The organism is Mesorhizobium sp. P170090 (assembly GCF_057786115.1).
In genome coordinates, this window is record NZ_JBYNWH010000001.1 from 6,284,595 (window position 1) to 6,300,619 (window position 16,025).

At 62.8% G+C, this 16,025-nt stretch carries 9 protein-coding genes; 6 read left to right on the top strand and 3 right to left on the bottom strand.

From position 1 onward, the window contains the following. Nucleotides 1-427 precede the first annotated feature (427 nt). The gene (gene polA, locus AC3EML_RS30370; RefSeq protein WP_352521630.1) at nucleotides 428-3,355 is read left to right on the top strand and encodes a DNA polymerase I; all 2,928 of its coding nucleotides are present in this window, start codon (nucleotides 428-430) and stop codon (nucleotides 3,353-3,355) included. Between the two features lie 204 nt (nucleotides 3,356-3,559). Here the strand turns inward: polA and AC3EML_RS30375 are convergent, their stop codons facing one another. Further along, nucleotides 3,560-3,964, bottom strand: coding sequence for a Fur family transcriptional regulator (locus AC3EML_RS30375; protein WP_023669789.1), 405 nt, complete (start codon nucleotides 3,962-3,964; stop codon nucleotides 3,560-3,562). Between the two features lie 295 nt (nucleotides 3,965-4,259). On the opposite strand from AC3EML_RS30375, the gene AC3EML_RS30380 reads away from it, so the two are divergent. The 5 genes from AC3EML_RS30380 (at nucleotide 4,260) to amrB (ending at nucleotide 12,575) form a co-directional block, all read left to right on the top strand. Beyond that, entirely contained in the window at nucleotides 4,260-6,479 is a 2,220-nt protein-coding gene (locus AC3EML_RS30380) for a caspase family protein (RefSeq protein WP_023704223.1), read from the top strand. A gap of 101 nt (nucleotides 6,480-6,580) precedes the next feature. Beyond that, nucleotides 6,581-6,961, top strand: a complete 381-nt coding sequence (locus AC3EML_RS30385; RefSeq protein WP_245261352.1) for a hypothetical protein — start codon at nucleotides 6,581-6,583, stop codon at nucleotides 6,959-6,961. Further along, nucleotides 6,958-7,671: a DUF4760 domain-containing protein gene (locus AC3EML_RS30390; protein ID WP_023700125.1), complete on the top strand. Its 714-nt coding sequence runs from the start codon at nucleotides 6,958-6,960 to the stop codon at nucleotides 7,669-7,671. Before AC3EML_RS30385 ends, AC3EML_RS30390 begins: the two co-directional genes overlap by 4 nt. Nucleotides 7,672-7,683: 12 nt before the next feature. Continuing rightward, a complete protein-coding gene (locus AC3EML_RS30395; protein WP_488505381.1) occupies nucleotides 7,684-10,707 on the top strand; it encodes a caspase family protein in 3,024 nt (1,007 codons plus the stop codon). A 149-nt stretch (nucleotides 10,708-10,856) separates the two neighbouring features. After that, nucleotides 10,857-12,575, top strand: coding sequence for an AmmeMemoRadiSam system protein B (amrB, locus tag AC3EML_RS30400; RefSeq protein ID WP_023751424.1), 1,719 nt, complete (start codon nucleotides 10,857-10,859; stop codon nucleotides 12,573-12,575). A gap of 29 nt (nucleotides 12,576-12,604) precedes the next feature. Here the strand turns inward: amrB and AC3EML_RS30405 are convergent, their stop codons facing one another. Continuing rightward, nucleotides 12,605-14,443: an MORN repeat-containing protein gene (locus AC3EML_RS30405; RefSeq protein ID WP_352521590.1), complete on the bottom strand. Its 1,839-nt coding sequence runs from the start codon at nucleotides 14,441-14,443 to the stop codon at nucleotides 12,605-12,607. 154 nt (nucleotides 14,444-14,597) lie between these two features. Then, nucleotides 14,598-15,677 carry a trypsin-like serine peptidase gene (locus tag AC3EML_RS30410; protein ID WP_023683035.1) on the bottom strand — a complete coding sequence of 360 codons (1,080 nt, stop codon included), beginning with the start codon at nucleotides 15,675-15,677 and terminating at the stop codon, nucleotides 14,598-14,600. Nucleotides 15,678-16,025 lie beyond the last annotated feature (348 nt).

A 16,025-nucleotide genomic window follows, 5' to 3' on the forward strand; every position in this document is an offset into this window, starting at 1 on the left:
TTCGGTGCCGGGACCGTAAAGGCAGCGCATCAAAACGAAAAGCCCGCGATCGTTGGACCACGGACCGTAAACACTTGTCAGAAGGCAAAAAAGAACCGCCGTGGTGGAGGGGAACCACGGCGGTCTTTTACTCGAAACGATGCGGCAGCCCGGAGAGGGGGGATAGGCTGCCGCAATTGTCCGGGATAGGCGGGGGACGGGCCTTGCTCCGGACTCGGCGAAAACTGCCGATGACCTTTATTTGTGTCTCGGATCGTGGCGTTTCAAGGGCACAAAAATTACACTTTTGTAACATAGCCGTGAGCGCCGAGGCAAACAGCAGCAGGACCTATCGGCAGGCAGGCTCTGTCAGCATGTCGCCGCAACACCTGTTGGAAGCCCGCCTTTGCCATGGACCGCGCCGTCCTGCCGCGCTATCCCTGCCGGCATGAAAAAAGGCGACCATCTCTTCCTTATCGACGGCTCCGGCTACATCTTTCGCGCCTATCATGCGCTGCCGCCGCTGACCCGCAAATCCGATGGGCTGCCGGTCGGCGCGGTCTCCGGCTTCTGCAACATGTTGTGGAAGCTGATGCAGGACGCCCGCAACACCGATGTAGGCATCGTGCCGACGCATTTAGCGGTCATTTTCGATTATTCGTCGAAAACCTTCCGCAATGATCTTTACCCGGAATACAAGGCCAACCGCAACGCACCGCCCGAAGACCTGATCCCGCAATTCGGTCTGATCCGCCAGGCAACCGTGGCCTTCAACCTGCCTTGCATCGAGATCGAAGGCTACGAGGCCGACGACCTCATCGCCACTTATGCCAGGCTGGCGTGCGAGGCCGGCTGCGACACCACTATCATCTCCTCTGACAAGGATCTGATGCAGCTGGTCGGACCCACGGTCGGCATGTACGACCCGATGAAGGACCGCCAGATCGGCATCCCCGAAGTCATCGAGAAATGGGGCGTGCCGCCGGAAAAGATGATAGACCTGCAGGCGCTGACCGGCGACTCCGTCGACAATGTGCCGGGCGTACCCGGCATCGGGCCGAAAACGGCGGCGCAGCTTCTGGAACAGTTCGGCGACCTTGACGGGCTGCTCGCCCGGGCCAGCGAGATCAAGCAGGACAAGAGGCGCGAATCCATCATCGCCAATGCCGACAAGGCGCGCATATCGCGCCAGCTGGTGACGCTGAAGAACGACGTGCCGGTGACCGACGGGCTCGACGATTTCGTGCTGCATGCGCCGGATGGGCCGAAGCTGATCGGCTTTCTCAAAACCATGGAATTCACCTCGCTGACCCGCCGTGTGGCCGAGGCGACCAGCACCGAAGCCGGCGATGTGCAGGCTGTCGCCGTCACCGTCGAGCGCGCCGACACCGCGCACGGCCCCGATGTCGGCTCCGGCACACCGGTGCCTGCGGCAACACAGGATGAAGCCAAATCCGAAACCGCAAGGGCCGGGGACGCGCCTTCGCTGCTTGCCGCACTTCGCCTGGAAACGGCCGCCGCGGCCAAAATCGATCCTGCCGCCTATGTCGCCATCCGCGACACGGCAACGCTCAAGACCTGGCTGGCCCAAGCCAAGGAGACCGGAACCGTCGCCTTCGACACCGAAACCACGTCTTCCGATCCGATGCTGGCCGACCTCATCGGTTTCTCCCTGGCGATCGGCCCCGGCCGCGCCGCCTATGTGCCGCTCGCCCACAAGAGCGGCGCTGGCGACCTGCTCGGCGGCGGCACGCTGGAGAACCAGATTCCGGTCCGCGAGGCGCTGGCGCTGCTGAAGCCGTTGCTGGAAGACAAATCGGTGCTCAAGATCGCCCAGGACGCCAAATACGACATCGTCGTCATGAGCCGCCACGGCATCGATATCGCACCCTTCGACGACACGATGTTGATTTCCTATGTGCTCGACGCCGGCACCGGCCACCACACTTTGTCCTCGCTTGCCGACAAATGGCTCGGCCATGCCACGACGCCGCTCAAGGATCTCGCCGGTTCCGGCAGAAGCTCGGTCGGGTTCGAGCAGGTCGACATCGACCGGGCGACCGCCTACGCCGCCGGCCATGCCGACGTAGCGTTGCGGCTATGGCAGGTGCTGAAGCCGCGACTTGCCGCCAAGGGCCTGGTTTCGGTCTATGAGCGGCTGGAACGGCCGCTGGTGCCGGTGCTGGCGCGGATGGAACAGCGCGGCATCTCAGTCGACCGCCAGATCCTGTCGCGGCTCTCCGGCGAGTTGGCGCAAGGCGCCGCACGGCTGGAAGAGGAAATCTACGGCCTTGTCGGCGAGCGCATCAACATCGGGTCGCCAAAGCAACTCGGCGACATCCTGTTCGGCCGCATGGGCCTGCCCGGCGGCTCCAAGACCAAGACCGGGCAATGGTCGACCTCCGCGCAGCTTCTGGAAGACCTCGCCGCCGAAGGCCACGAACTGCCGCGCAAGATCGTCGACTGGCGTCAGCTGACCAAGCTGAAATCGACCTACACCGACGCGCTGCCCGGCTTCATCCATCCCGACACCAGGCGCGTGCACACATCGTATGCGCTGGCCGCAACGACGACGGGCCGGCTGTCCTCCTCCGATCCCAATCTGCAGAACATCCCGGTGCGCACCGCGGAGGGACGCAAGATCAGGACGGCCTTCATCGCCGACAAGGGCCAGAAACTGGTCTCGGCCGACTACAGCCAGATCGAACTGCGCGTGCTTGCCCACGTCGCCGAGATCCCGCAGTTGAAGCAGGCCTTCGCCGATGGCGCCGACATCCACGCCATCACCGCCTCGGAAATGTTCAACGTGCCGGTCGAAGGCATGCCTTCCGAAGTGCGCCGCCGCGCCAAGGCGATCAATTTCGGCATCATCTACGGCATCTCGGCCTTTGGGCTCGCCAACCAGCTGTCGATCCCGCGCGAGGAGGCCGGCGCCTACATCAAGAAGTATTTCGAGCGTTTCCCCGGCATCCGCGACTATATCGAGGCAACAAAAGCCTATGCCCGCGAGCATGGCTTCGTCGAAACCATCTTCGGCCGCCGCATCCACTATCCTGAGATCCGGTCGTCAAACCCGTCGATCCGTGCCTTCAACGAGCGCGCCTCGATCAACGCCAGGCTGCAAGGCACCGCTGCCGATATCATCCGCCGCGCCATGGTGCATATGGACGAGGCGCTGGAAAAGGCCGGCCTGTCCGCCCGCATGCTCTTGCAGGTGCATGACGAATTGATCTTCGAGACGGTTGAAGCGGAAGTCGAGGCGACGATCCCCGTGGTGCGCAGGGTGATGGAGAACGCGCCGATGCCGGCCATCTCGATGTCGGTGCCGCTGCATGTCGATGCCCGCGCAGCGAACAACTGGGACGAGGCGCATTAGCGCCGGATACGCCGCGATCCTTCACACCCCCCTCTGCCCTGCCGGGCATCTCCCCCGCAAGGGGGGAGATCAGCCGCCACTTCCGGTTTCGCCAATCTCCGACGTTGCTGCAATGGGCGCAGCGCTTGAACTGCCAATCTCCCCCCTTGCGGGGGAGATGTCCGGCAGGACAGAGGGGGGTGCTGTCCCGCCAGCGTCGAAACGTTAGGCAGCCTCAGCCAGGCACTTGGCACACGTCCCTCGAAACTCGATCACCGCCTTCTTCGCAGCAAACCCGGTCGAGCGCACCCATTCGTCCAGCCGATGGTCGACGTCATGGTCGGACATCTCCATCACCTGCCCGCATGTGTCGCAGATAGCGAAGGCTGTCATCGAATGCGTATGGTCGTGCGGTTCGGCGCAGGCGACGAAGGAGTTGAGGCTTTCCAACCGGTGCACGAAGCCTGACTTCACCAGGCTGTCGAGCGCCCGGTAAACCTGTAGCGGCGCGCGGAAACCGCGCTCGCGCAGCTGGTCGAGAAGCGTATAGGCGCTGAGCGGTCCGCTGGCGGCCTCGAGCTTTTCGAGCACGCTCAGCTGATTCTTCGTCAGCACATCCCTTGCCGCCATGATCCCGTTTTCCGATCGTTTAGAGCATGATGCCGAAAAGTGTGGAGCGGTTCTCGGACGACATCATGTTCTATCTGTTTGATCCAGCGCCGCTCGCAAATCATTTCTGCCATGCGACGGTCTCAATTCCCTTGAGATAGCGATGAAGCGGGCTTTTTGCCACTGTTTCCGTTATCGCCATCGACACCATGACCACCACCGCCGATTGACGGCACCGACCACATTCAAAATACTGACAAAATTCGCGACGAAAGGTGCCGCACTTGCAAATTCGATCGGGCTTGGGGAAGCAATTATGATCAAACTGACACGACGGACGCTGCTCGTCGGCACGTCGGCGCTTGTGGCTGCCGGTACGGTCTCGTTCCGCGCCCTCGCCGCCTCGCGCACCTATCACGCGCTGCTGGTTGCCTGCACCGACTATCCGAACCTGCCGCAGAAGAACTGGCTGATCGGGCCGAAGAACGATGCCGGCCTAGTGCGCGACTATCTCCTGAAGAACACGCCCGATCCGGTGAAGTTCTCGGCCGAGAACGTGATCCTGCTCGCCAAGGACGTCGAAGGCGCCAACGGCCCGCCGACGCATGCGGCGATCAAGGCCGCTCTTGCCGACCTCGCCGGCAAGGTGCAACGCGACGATTTCGTCTATCTGCATCTGTCGGGCCACGGCGCCCAGCAGCCGCAAGCCAAGGCCGGTGACGAGACCGACGGCCTCGACGAGATTTTCCTGCCGTCCGATATCGACAAATGGATCAACCGCGAAGAGGGCGTGCCGAACGCGCTGGTCGACAACGAGGTCGGCGCCGCACTCGACGCCATCCGCGACAAGGGCGCCTTTGTCTGGGTGGTGTTCGACTGCTGCCATTCGGGCACCGCGACGCGCGCCGCGGAAGTCGATGACGAACTGGAGCGCAAGGTCGAGTTCGCCGACCTCGTCGGCGGCGACAACGCGGCGAGAGCAGCGGCGGTGAAGGCCTATGACGACATCTCGGCAAGCGCATCGCGCGGTTTCGACGAGAATGGCGGCCGCAAGCCGGCCTTCAACCTGACGCCGACCGGCGCAGAGCCGATCGCCAGGGGCAAGCTGGTCGCCTTCTATGCCGCGCAGACGGTCGAGACGACGCCGGAAATGCCGCTGCCCAAGGGCACGCCCGACGCGCCGCGCTTCGGCCTGTTCACCTTCACCATCCTGTCGAAATTGGCCGAGAACCCCAACGTCACCTATCGCCAGCTCGGCCAGGCCGTGCTGCAGCAATATTCGGCCGACGGCCGCACAAGGCCGACGCCCCTGTTCGAGGGCGAACTGGACGCCCGCGTGTTCGGCACCGACAAGACCGACGCCGTCATGCAATGGCCGATTGCCGTCAAGGACGGCGATGTCGCGATCGGCGCCGGGCTGCTGCAGGGTCTGACCCCCGGCAGCAAGCTCGCCATTTTGCCTTCGGCGCTGTCGAAGCTCTCCGACGCCGTCGGCTATCTCGAAGTGAAATTGGCAAAAAACCTCGAAAGCCAGCTCGCACCGGTCGAATTCGACGGCAAGCCGGCGCTTGCGCCGACGGCGGTGCCCGCCGGCGCCTATGCGCGCGTTGCCGAACTCGCAGTCGACTACAAGCTGCTGGTGGCAAAGCCGGCGCCGACCGCAGGGCTCGATAAAGAAACCGAGCTGGTCAATTCGGTTCTGGACGAATTGGTGGCGAAGCCGAAGTCCGGCTTCCACATCGCGCTGGTCGAGCCCGGCAAGAGCGCCGATCTGCGGCTTGCGGTGCTGCGCGAAAAATCCATGGACGGCGCTGCCGCCAACGCCAGCGACGAACCGGCGCTGTGGTTCCTGCCGGCGTCCGGCGACATCAGCTTGAAGGACGGCAGCAAGCCGCCGCGCATCGTCATCCATCAGGATGGCCGCGACAAGCTTGCGGAAAACACAGCCAAGAACCTGACCACGATCTTCCGCGCCACCGGCCTGTCGCGGCTCGCCGCGGCGTCCGACTACCGGCCGGACGAGGTCAGCGTCCAGTTCCTGATCAAGCGCCAGGACAGCGATGTGCTGGAGCCGATCGAATCCTCGACGGTGCCGCGCGTTTCGCCGGGCGATCAGGTACACATTGCGGCCAAGAACGGGTCCGACGAGTTCGTCGACATCAACGTGCTCTACATCGGCAGCGACTATTCGATCACCCATATCGTCGCCGAGCGGCTGGCGCCGATCAACCAGCAGGCCGATCAGGGCCTGAAGGAAGGGCTGCTCGCCTTCACCGACACCAGCTTCGGCATGGAGCGCATGATTGCCGTGCTGACCGAGGCGCCGCCGCAGAGCGAGAAAGAGGATCTGAGCTTTCTTGCCCAGGAAGGCGTGCGCGCCGTGACGCGTGCCGCATCGGGAACGCCTGGTTTTTCCGACATGCTGGCCGACATCGGCATGGCGCCGGCGACGCGCTCGGTGATGCGGCTTGCCGACAAGAGCGGTCCCAAAGGCGCGGTGATGATCTTCCCGATGGAGACGGTGCCCCGCGCCTGACCTGACATCGCTTCGCCGGCTCTTGCCGGCGTGATATATGAACATTCCCGGCTCGCGACACTTCTATGCGCCGCGGCTGAATGCAACAGATGAGGACATCAGTGACTATCCCCGTGCTCTCCTGGCGTGCAGCGACGGCCGGCCTTGCCGGAAGCCTGTTGCTGGTTGCCAGCGCCTCGGCGGACGAGAATTGCGGCCTGTGCGCCAAGCAGATCGTCACCAACTCCGAGCTCGCCACCTGCTTTCTCGACCAGTACGACCAGATCGCCAAGACCGGCAACACGGCCGTTGTCGTCGATCTCTCCAGCTGCGCCTCGCGCGGCGTGGTCGAGCCCTTGCCGTCACCCAGCAAGGCGGCTGCCGAACCGGACGTGCAGTTCATGATTTCGCGCACGCAGCTCGATTGCCTGAAAAAGAAGCTGGAGACACCCGGCATCGTGCTCGATCCCACCGCCATTATCCGACTGGACAGCTGCGGATGAAAAAGCCGGGGGGCACTGCAACGCAAAAATCGCCAGCCACATCGGCGCCGGCACCGGCCAAGAAGCCGGCGACCTTGCCCGAAACCACCGAAGGCTTTCCGTGGCCGAGCAGTCACGAGATCAAGAAGGAAGCCAACCCGTTCACCGACCGCGACTGGCGCATGCTGATCTATGCCTGGTCGGGTCTCGCCGTGCGCCTGGCGATCGTCTTCACCTTGGGCTTCTCGGTCTTCCAGTTTCTGGCAAACCAGGAACAGAAGCGCGTCGAGCAGACGATGTCGCTGGTCGAGCTTTGGGAAAGCAAGGATTTTCAGCAGGCGCAGCGCGCGCTCAAGGAGCGCCTCTCGTCGCTCAACGCCAAATACGACAATCTGCTCAGCGCCACGCCGTCGCCGACCGAGGAACGGGTCTTCCGGCAACGCATTGGCATTGAGGCGATGACTGCCGGCGGCGGCACCATGCCGATCGCCGATTTCAACGACAATTTTGATCGCATCGTCTATTTCCTCAATCGTCTCTCCATCTGCGTTGAGGGCAAGCTCTGTTCGCGCGATGTCGCCGATGCCTATTTCCGCGACTATGCGGTGTCGTTCTGGAGCTATTTTGCCGGCTACATCGAAAAAGAGCGCAAGGCCGGTTCCGCCAGTTATGCCCAGGCGATCGAGAATTATGTGCGTCACGGGTCGGCGCCGCCCGCCGACTCCAAATAGCGGCGCAACAAGGTGCCGGGCAGCTCCCATCCCTTGCGTGCTATCCGGTGGCTAATCCTGGTCGGTCTTCTGGCGTTAACGTCAACCGCCGGTGCCGAGGACCTCGATTTCCACCTCGATCTCAACACCGGCGGCCACAGCGCCAGGGTCACCGACCTTGCCTTCACGCCGGACGGCGAGGAACTGGTCTCCGCATCTGACGACAAGACCATCCGCATCTGGGACTGGCAGAGCGGGGTGACGCTGCGCACCATTCGCGGCTATCTTGGCAATGGCAATGACGGCAAGGTCTTTGCGATTGCCGTGTCGCCGGATGGCAAGACGATCGCCGCCGGCGGTTATTTCGGCGCCGGCATCGGCGACAAGCCCCCTTATGGCGATATCAGGCTGTTCGATTTCGCCACCGGCAGGATCAAAACCGTGCTCAAGGCCGCCGACTATGCCATCTATGATGTCGCCTTTTCACCCGACGGAAACACGCTCGCCGCCGGCGGTGGCGATGGTTTCGTCTACCTCTGGCGGGCGGACGACAAATCCGCGTCGGGCTGGACGCTGGCGGAAAAATTCGATGCCGATTCCTGGCGTGTGGAAAAGCTCGCCTTCGCCGCTGCGGGAACCCGGCTGGCAGCGACGACCACCGACAATGGCATCCGGCTCTGGGACGTCGCCAAGTCAGAGGAAATCGCTTTGCCCGCCGAGGCCGAACCGCTGCGCGATGTCGGCGTCGCCGCACTCGCCGTGTCATTGGATGGCAGGCTGTTCGCCACCGGCAGCAAGGACGGCGGTGTCCAGCTCTGGCAGACCAGCGACGGCAAGTTCGTTCGCGCCATGCCCAAGCAGGATTTCCAGATCGGCGCGCTGAGCTTCGCCACCGGTTCCCGGCTGGTCGCATCCTGCAGCTATCGCTGCGCCGACAAGCATCGCTCGGTGGTCTGGAACACGGACAGCGGCGATCCGATGCTCGACTATGGCGGCCATGACGGCACGGTGTTTGCCGGCGCCAGCAATGCCGACGGTTCGCTGGTGGCGACAGCCGGCGGCGCCCGCAACGCCATCCAGGTCTGGAACCCCGTGACCGGCGAGCGCAAGGCGCTGCTGCAAGGGGTCGGCGAACCGGTGGCGGCGATCGGGATCGATGCGGCGAGCAGCTCTATTGCCTGGGGTAATGCCAACCCCTGCCCCGAACGCGTGTCCTGTCCTGAACTCCAGGGCACGCTGGACAAGGTGCTGGCGCTACCGACGGCCGAGCGGTTCTTCGAGGACCCGGTGGCGTTTGCGGAACAGGGCGCCTATGCCCGCGCGGCACTCGCAGAGGGTGAGTGGTCGCTCCGTGCTGCCCCCGGCGGCAAGGACGGCCTGGAGAATGCCGTGCTCGAAATCGCGAGCGGCGGAAAGGTGATGCACAGCATCGAGAATGCCGCCACCAATGGCTTCGTCCATTCGGCTTACACGCTGATCGGCAATGGGCTTGGCCTGATCACCGGCGGCAGCGACGGCACGCTGTTGGAATACAAAACCGCGACCGCCGAGCTATCGGGTGAATTCACCGGCCACACCGGCGAGATCAACGCCATGGTTGCCGCCGAGAAGGAAGGGCTGTTGGTCACCGGCAGCGCCGACCAGACCTTGCGGCTGTGGAATTTGAAGACCCACAAACTGATCGTGTCGATGTTCTTTGCCGGCTCCGAATGGATCGCCTGGATGCCGCAGGGCTATTATTATTCCTCGGCCGATGGCGACAAGTTGATAGGCTGGCACGTCAATCAGGGTCGCGACCACGAAGGGCGTTTCATCAGTGCCGGCCAGCTGAAAAAGTATCTCTGGAGCCCGGAAATGGTGCGCCGGGCCATTGTCCTGCGCAGCGCCGAACAGGCCGTCCAGGAAATGCGGCCCGGCGTCGACCGGGAGCTGGAAAAGCTGCTTGAGCGCAAGCCGCCTGAATTCGGCATCAAGCTTGCCGCCGACCAGAGCAATGTCCGCGACGGCTATGTCGCCGTCGAGATCACAGGCGCGCAGGAAGCCGGCGCCGATGTCGCCGGGTTTTCGATCCTGTCGAACAGCCGCAATGTCGGCGATGTCACCGCACGCTCGGCCGATGGCGGCAAGAGCACCATCGTCGAAGTGCCGGTCGAGAATGGCGAGAACACCATCCGCATCACCGGCACCAATGAGTTCGGCTACCTGACCGAGCGCAGCGTCACAGCCTTGGCGCGGAAAACCGAGAAGCCTGCCAACAAGGGCAAGCTCTACGTCGCCGTGATCGGCGTCGATAAATATCCCTTCCTGACCGATGCCTGCGCCGGCCGTGCCTGCGATCTGCGCTACCCCGTCGATGACGCCACCGAATTCCTCAAGGTGATCTCGCAGAAATCCGCGCCCTTGTTTTCGGCGATGGAGACGCTGGTTCTGGTCAACCGCGAAGCGCTGGATGAGGCGCCCGATTCCGGCAAGGACGTGTTCAAGGTCGCCAGCGCCGACACCATCCTGGAACCGGATTCCGACACGATCAACGACCAGCTCGCCGACTTTCTCGACAGACCCGGCGAGAACGACACCACCATCATTTTCGTCGCCGGTCACGGCATCAACATCGACGAAGATTATTATTTCATCCCCACGGACGGCCGCAAACAGGATGCCGACCGCTGGAAGCGCTCCTCGCTGGTCGACTGGGGCGACATCCAGAAATCGGTTGAGCGGGCCAAGGGCATGCGCTTCATGCTGCTCGACACCTGCCACGCCGCCAACGCCTTCAACCCGCGCCTGGAAAAAGACGCGCAGGACGCACGCATCGTCGTCTTCTCGGCCACCGCTGCCAACAACACCGCCGCCGAACTGCCCGAGCTCGGCCATGGCGTCTTCACCTATTCGATCCTCGAAGGCCTGCGCGGCCGGGCCAAGACCTCCGACGGCGGCGTGACGCTGTTCGGCCTCGCCGACTACATCTCGCGCGAAGTGCTGCGGCTGACCGCGTCCAAGCAGAAGCCGTTCTACTATGTCGGCGGCGTGGAGAACATTGTGCTGGCTGAGCCGTGAGAGGTCGGCACCCAGGCACCCGCCTCTGGCCTGCCGGCCATCTCCCCCGCAAGGGGGGAGATCAGTCTCTTCATTGCTGGAGATCTATTTTCAAGGTTGGTGATTGGCGAAAGTCGAGGCGACATCCAATCTCCCCCCTTGCGGGGGAGATGTCCGGCAGGACAGCGGGGGGTGCCTGGGCACGGACCAGCATTCTGATCTTTGCCACCGCCTTGCTTATCCTCTCAGTGCTTCAAGCGTCTGCCGCCCCCATCACCTGCCCGCCCGGCGACACAAACTTCCCGTCCTTCTACTCCGACCCCACACTCTTCACCGACGCCATCGCCGCCGTCGCCAGAATCGAGCCGTCCAACCAACGCCTCACCGGCATCACAGTCCCCCACCACCTGCTCGTCGCAGATCTCGTCGCACTCGGTTTCCACGCCGCGTCCGGCTTCCGCTACAAGCGCATCGTCATCCTGTCGCCGGACCATTTCCATAAGACGCAGAAACTCTTCGCCACCACGACGCGCGGCTTCGACACTGTGCTTGGCCCGGTCCTGGCCGACACGGCAGCCCTGCGCCTTATCCAGGCGAACAGCGAGATGGTCGAGGACTCCTGCCTCTTCGCCAAGGAGCACGGCGTTCAAGCCATGCTGCCCTTCCTGCACCATTATTTTCCCGAGGCAACCATCGTGCCGGTGGCGATGTCGGTCAAGGCGAAGCGCGGCGACTGGGACCGGCTGGCGCAGGCGCTGAAAGCGATCGTCGACAAGGACACGCTGATCGTCGAATCCACCGATTTCTCACATTATCTGCCGCAGCACGAAGCCAGGCGTTTCGACCAGCAGACGCTGAACATGCTCGCCGCCGGTTCGCTCGACGGCATCACGGCGCTGCGCCAGCCGGATCACGCCGATTCGGTCGGTGCGCTCTATATCCAGACCAGGCTGCAGCGCGAACTGTTCGGTGCTGCGCCGCTGGTCGTCGCCAACGAGAACTCGCAGGCGCATTCAAGCGACTATGTCGAGCGCACCACCAGCTATGTCGTGGCGCTGTTCGGCGCCTTCGGCCCCGGCATCAACAATCCTGCCCGTCCCGACGACAAGCTCTACTATTTCGCGGGCGACGTGAATTTCGGCCGCGCCATGAAGAAGATCCTGGTCCGCGACGGTGTTGCCGAGAAGATCGTCGAAAGCGTGCTGGCCCTGACCCGCTCGCGGCCACTGATCGTCAATCTCGAAGGCGTGATCCTGCCCAACGTCCCTGAGGCGATCGACGACATGACGCTGGCCATGCCCGCAGACCTCGCCATCGACATGCTCAAGAAATTGCATGTCGCCGCTGTCAGCCTCGCCAACAATCACGCCTACGACCTCGGCCCGTCAGGCTATGCCGAGACGCTGGCCGCACTCGATGCGGCCGGCATCGCCCATTTCGGCCAGGGCGAGACGCTGGCGCTTGCCGATCTCGACTTGGTCGGGCTGACCGACATCGATACCAACGGCTCCAGGAACACCGACCTTCTGACGCCTGCTTTGCTCGACCGGCTGCTGCACGACAATGCCGAGCGGCCGGTGATTGCCTTCGTCCATTGGGGCCGCGAGTACAAGACGGAGCCGTCGCCGCACGAGGAGATGCTTGCCGACCAGATGCGGCTGCGCGGTGTCACGGCAATCGTCGGCGGTCATCCACATGTATCGAGCGAGGCGATCCTGCCGCTCGGCGGTGGCGATGTTGCGGAGATCTATTCGCTCGGCAATTTCCTGTTCGACCAGAAAGCCGAACGATCGTCCGGGTCGATGCTGGAACTCAGGGTGTTCAGCCAGGGCACGATCTTTGCCCGGCTGATCCCGCTGCCCAATTTTTTCGAGATGGGCTCGAAATGACGCGATTCCCGAAAGGACGTGACAGGACCTCAACAGCCTTGCAGATCTTCCGGCAGATAGCAGACCGCCGGCTTGGTGCTGGTTTCGAACAGCGACTGCTTCGGCCTGAAATAGAAGAACGTGGCCGGCTTGCTCTCGCGTGTGCTGCCATCGGCGAAATGGGCGGCGATGCTGAAGCGATGGATCGACGACATTGACGACCACATTTTCAGCCGTGCCGTGTAGGCGCTGAGATTCTTGTTGCCGCGCACCGGCATGGGGATGCTGTAATCGGTCTTGCCGATCGGAAATTCGATGTTCTGGTAGCGCAGCGCTTCGGGCGACGCGCCGCCGCCATCGCCGCATTCGGCGAGCGATTCTGGGACCTCGATGCTGACCAGCGAGACGATGACGCGAAACGGCTCGCTCTGCTGGTAGACAGCGCCCTGATCGTCCGCCCAGGAATAATCGAGCTTGCCAATCCCGGTCACGCTCATTTTCTCGACGCTGCCGCTGATGTAATCGGCAACGTCGCCGAATTTGACCTTGTTGGCCACCTGGGCGCGGCAGACATCCAGGCTGTCCCTTGACGGGCAAGTGAAGCGCTCGGTCTCGAGCGTGGTTGTGTCGACGCCGGCTTCAATCAGCACGTTCTTGATCGAGACGTCGACGCCGTCGCCGAAAGTGCCGATGTCCTTCGTGAACGTGCGGCTCGGCTCGCCGGTCGCGTTGTCCTCCTCGTCGGTCCTGGTGAACTGGATCGACATCTTCATGTCTTTCACTTCGCCCCAGCCATTGTTGACGATCGAGAAGTCGGGGCGGAAGCCGACGCAGCCATAATGCTCGCTGATCGACAGCATCGGCTTGCGGTAGGCCTCGCTCGCGGCCACCTTCATTTCCAGGCTGTCGATCTTGACCCTCGACTGGTCGGTGGTCTTGAGGTCGACTTCGGCGAAGGCCGGCGCCGTCTCCCAGTCCATGCCTTCATAGACATTGCCGGTACGAATCTCTGCGGTGCCGTTCCAGGCATCATTGTACTGGTCCGACACCGGATAGATCGCGATGTCTTCGTCGCGCACGAGATGCTGGTACTGCATGTCGGCCTGCTGCGTCATGCGCTGGTCGACGGCAATGCCGATCTCGACCTTGTCGGCGGAACCGCCGCCGGTCTGCGCCTTGAGCAACCCGCCCACTCTGGCATCGGCCAGCACATCGGGGCGCGCACCGCCGATCTCCTTGCCCATCGCCCATTGCGACCAGTAGACGGTGCCGCCGGGCAACCGGGTGCGGCCCTTGCCGTCCTTCAGCCCATCGGCAAAAGAGCCGACGAATATCTTGCCTGTCTTCGTCTCCAGCCTGCCCTCGCCATTCGGCACACCGGCCCTGAATTGCCCTTCATAGCGATTGCCGTCGGCATCGACATGGATCGCATGGCCGTCGAGCTGGCCGGCGACCCAACGGCCGTCGAGAATCTCGCCTGAACGCAGCTCCAGCCGGCCTTGTCCTTCGGGGCGGCCATTCCTGATCTCGCCGAAATAGCTGGAATAGATCGTCTTGGGGTCGTAGCTCGCCGAGCCGCGTACGCGCCAGACCAGCCTGCCCTTGCCGTTGACGGTGCCGTCGGCTGCGACGGTGCGGTCCGGCGACACGCCGGCTGCCGGCTCCCAGGTGAAATCAAGACCCAATCCCGGGTGGGAATCCCAGACCCGTACATTCTTGCGCAGCACCGAACGTGTTTCGCTTTGATAGAGGATTTGCACCCGCTCGGCCCAGGTGCCATCGGGTGCGGCACCGCCTTGATCGGCCATAGCGGAAAAGCATGTCAGTGCGGCCAGCGTGGACGCAGCCGCGATCGCTTTGACCCCGAAGATCATTCTTGCCCGCGCCATCTTATTACCCAACCCCTTGGATCGCCTAGCGTAAGCACCGCTGTAACACAGTGCAAGAGAGGTGTTTCGATACAAAAAACCGGCGGCGGGAACGTCCCGCCGCCGGTTTGGTATTGCTGGTTTTCGCCGCTGTTTGCCGGCGAAAGATCGGGCCTTATTTGTACAGGCTGTTGATCCACGCCACGTTGGCAGCGTTCAGGCGCACCGCAGTGTTGGCGTTGGGGCTTTCGGCCACGTTCACGCCGGTGACGACGCGCTGCTTGGCGCCATTGTCATAGGCGTAGACCGAGCTGCCGCTCGACCCCGGATAGGTGTCGCAGTCGTACTGGAAATACTCCGCGCCGACGTTTTCGGCTTTCACTTCGCAGGTCGCCTTCCACATCGTTCCCATCGGCTTGTCGCCGGGGTAGCCAACGATGTTTGCGGTGAAATCGCCGAGGTTCTCATAGTTGGCATAACCCAGCCAGCCGAGATTGGTGCCGACATCCTGCTTCAGCGTGATGATGCCGAGGTCCCACGGAATGACCGAGCCGTAGTAACCCTGATAATTGTCGATGAAGCCCTGCAGGATATAGACGCTCTCGTAGCTGAAAGCGCCAAACGGTGCATCGTCGGCGGTGTTGCCGTTGAGCGACGGCACGAAGATGACGTCGTCGAGCCAGGCCTTGTCTTCATTGCTGTAGAGGCAATGCGCGGCGGTGAGCACCGTGCGCGGACCGATCAGGGTTCCCGAGCAGCTGCCGTAACCGCTCTTGGCTTTGCCTTCGATATAGCCGATCGCGGTGAACGGGTAGGTCTTGGTGTTCTTGATCTGCTCGCGGTCGTCGGCCCCGAACACCTGGCGGCCGGCTTCGTCGCCGCCCGTCAGCCCGGTCTTGTTGGCCGCTGGTGCGTTAGCGGGCGCATTCAGTTCCTTGATGACAAGGTCCTTCAGCGTCTCGCCGGCATCGATCTTGATGTCCTTGCCATCGGCGGAACGTCCGACGATGCCATAGGATTTGACCGCCGTGCCCTCGTCGGTCAGCGGCGCTGCCCGGCTGGCTTCATCTTCGGTCAGTTTCGGCGGAGCGATCGGCTTTGCCCGGCCGGGCTGGTAGTCGCCCGTTCCGAGATCGCGCATGCTTTCGCCATTGCCGGCATTCGCTGAGCCGGGATCGGCGGCGAAGGCAGGCATCGCCCACAGTGCGGTGGATAGCAGTGCGGACGCAATGATAGTGCTTGTCAGTTTCGTCATGGTGAGACTCTCCCAAAAGTCAGCAAGGAGTGGAGCAAAATACAGAAATATTGTCGAGATCGTGGTGGAGTTAAAAAATTAGTTTGGTTACCCGCCCGTATCGGATCATCGGTCCGGGCGGCCTCGTTAAAGCCCTCCGCCAAACGCACCCGCGTCGATATACTGCCTAAAATAATCCAACATTGGCAATGACAAATCGCTTCCACGTAGCCCGTGGGGGGCTATAGGGTTTGGGTGGGCTCTGCCCGATGGGGCACGATTAGCAAAAGTCGTATTTCGGTTTTATGACCGCGCGGATGTCGTTCGTTCTGGCAGAAGGCGATCGAGGTACCGGTACCGCTTCTGTTG

Coding starts and splice junctions, on each gene's coding strand:
- polA (WP_352521630.1), top strand. CDS start 428: ATGAAAAAAGGCGACCATCTCTTCCTTATCGACGGCTCCGGCTACATC.
- AC3EML_RS30375 (WP_023669789.1), bottom strand. CDS start 3,964: ATGGCGGCAAGGGATGTGCTGACGAAGAATCAGCTGAGCGTGCTCGAA.
- AC3EML_RS30380 (WP_023704223.1), top strand. CDS start 4,260: ATGATCAAACTGACACGACGGACGCTGCTCGTCGGCACGTCGGCGCTT.
- AC3EML_RS30390 (WP_023700125.1), top strand. CDS start 6,958: ATGAAAAAGCCGGGGGGCACTGCAACGCAAAAATCGCCAGCCACATCG.
- amrB (WP_023751424.1), top strand. CDS start 10,857: ATGTCCGGCAGGACAGCGGGGGGTGCCTGGGCACGGACCAGCATTCTG.
- AC3EML_RS30405 (WP_352521590.1), bottom strand. CDS start 14,443: ATGGCGCGGGCAAGAATGATCTTCGGGGTCAAAGCGATCGCGGCTGCG.
- AC3EML_RS30410 (WP_023683035.1), bottom strand. CDS start 15,677: ATGACGAAACTGACAAGCACTATCATTGCGTCCGCACTGCTATCCACC.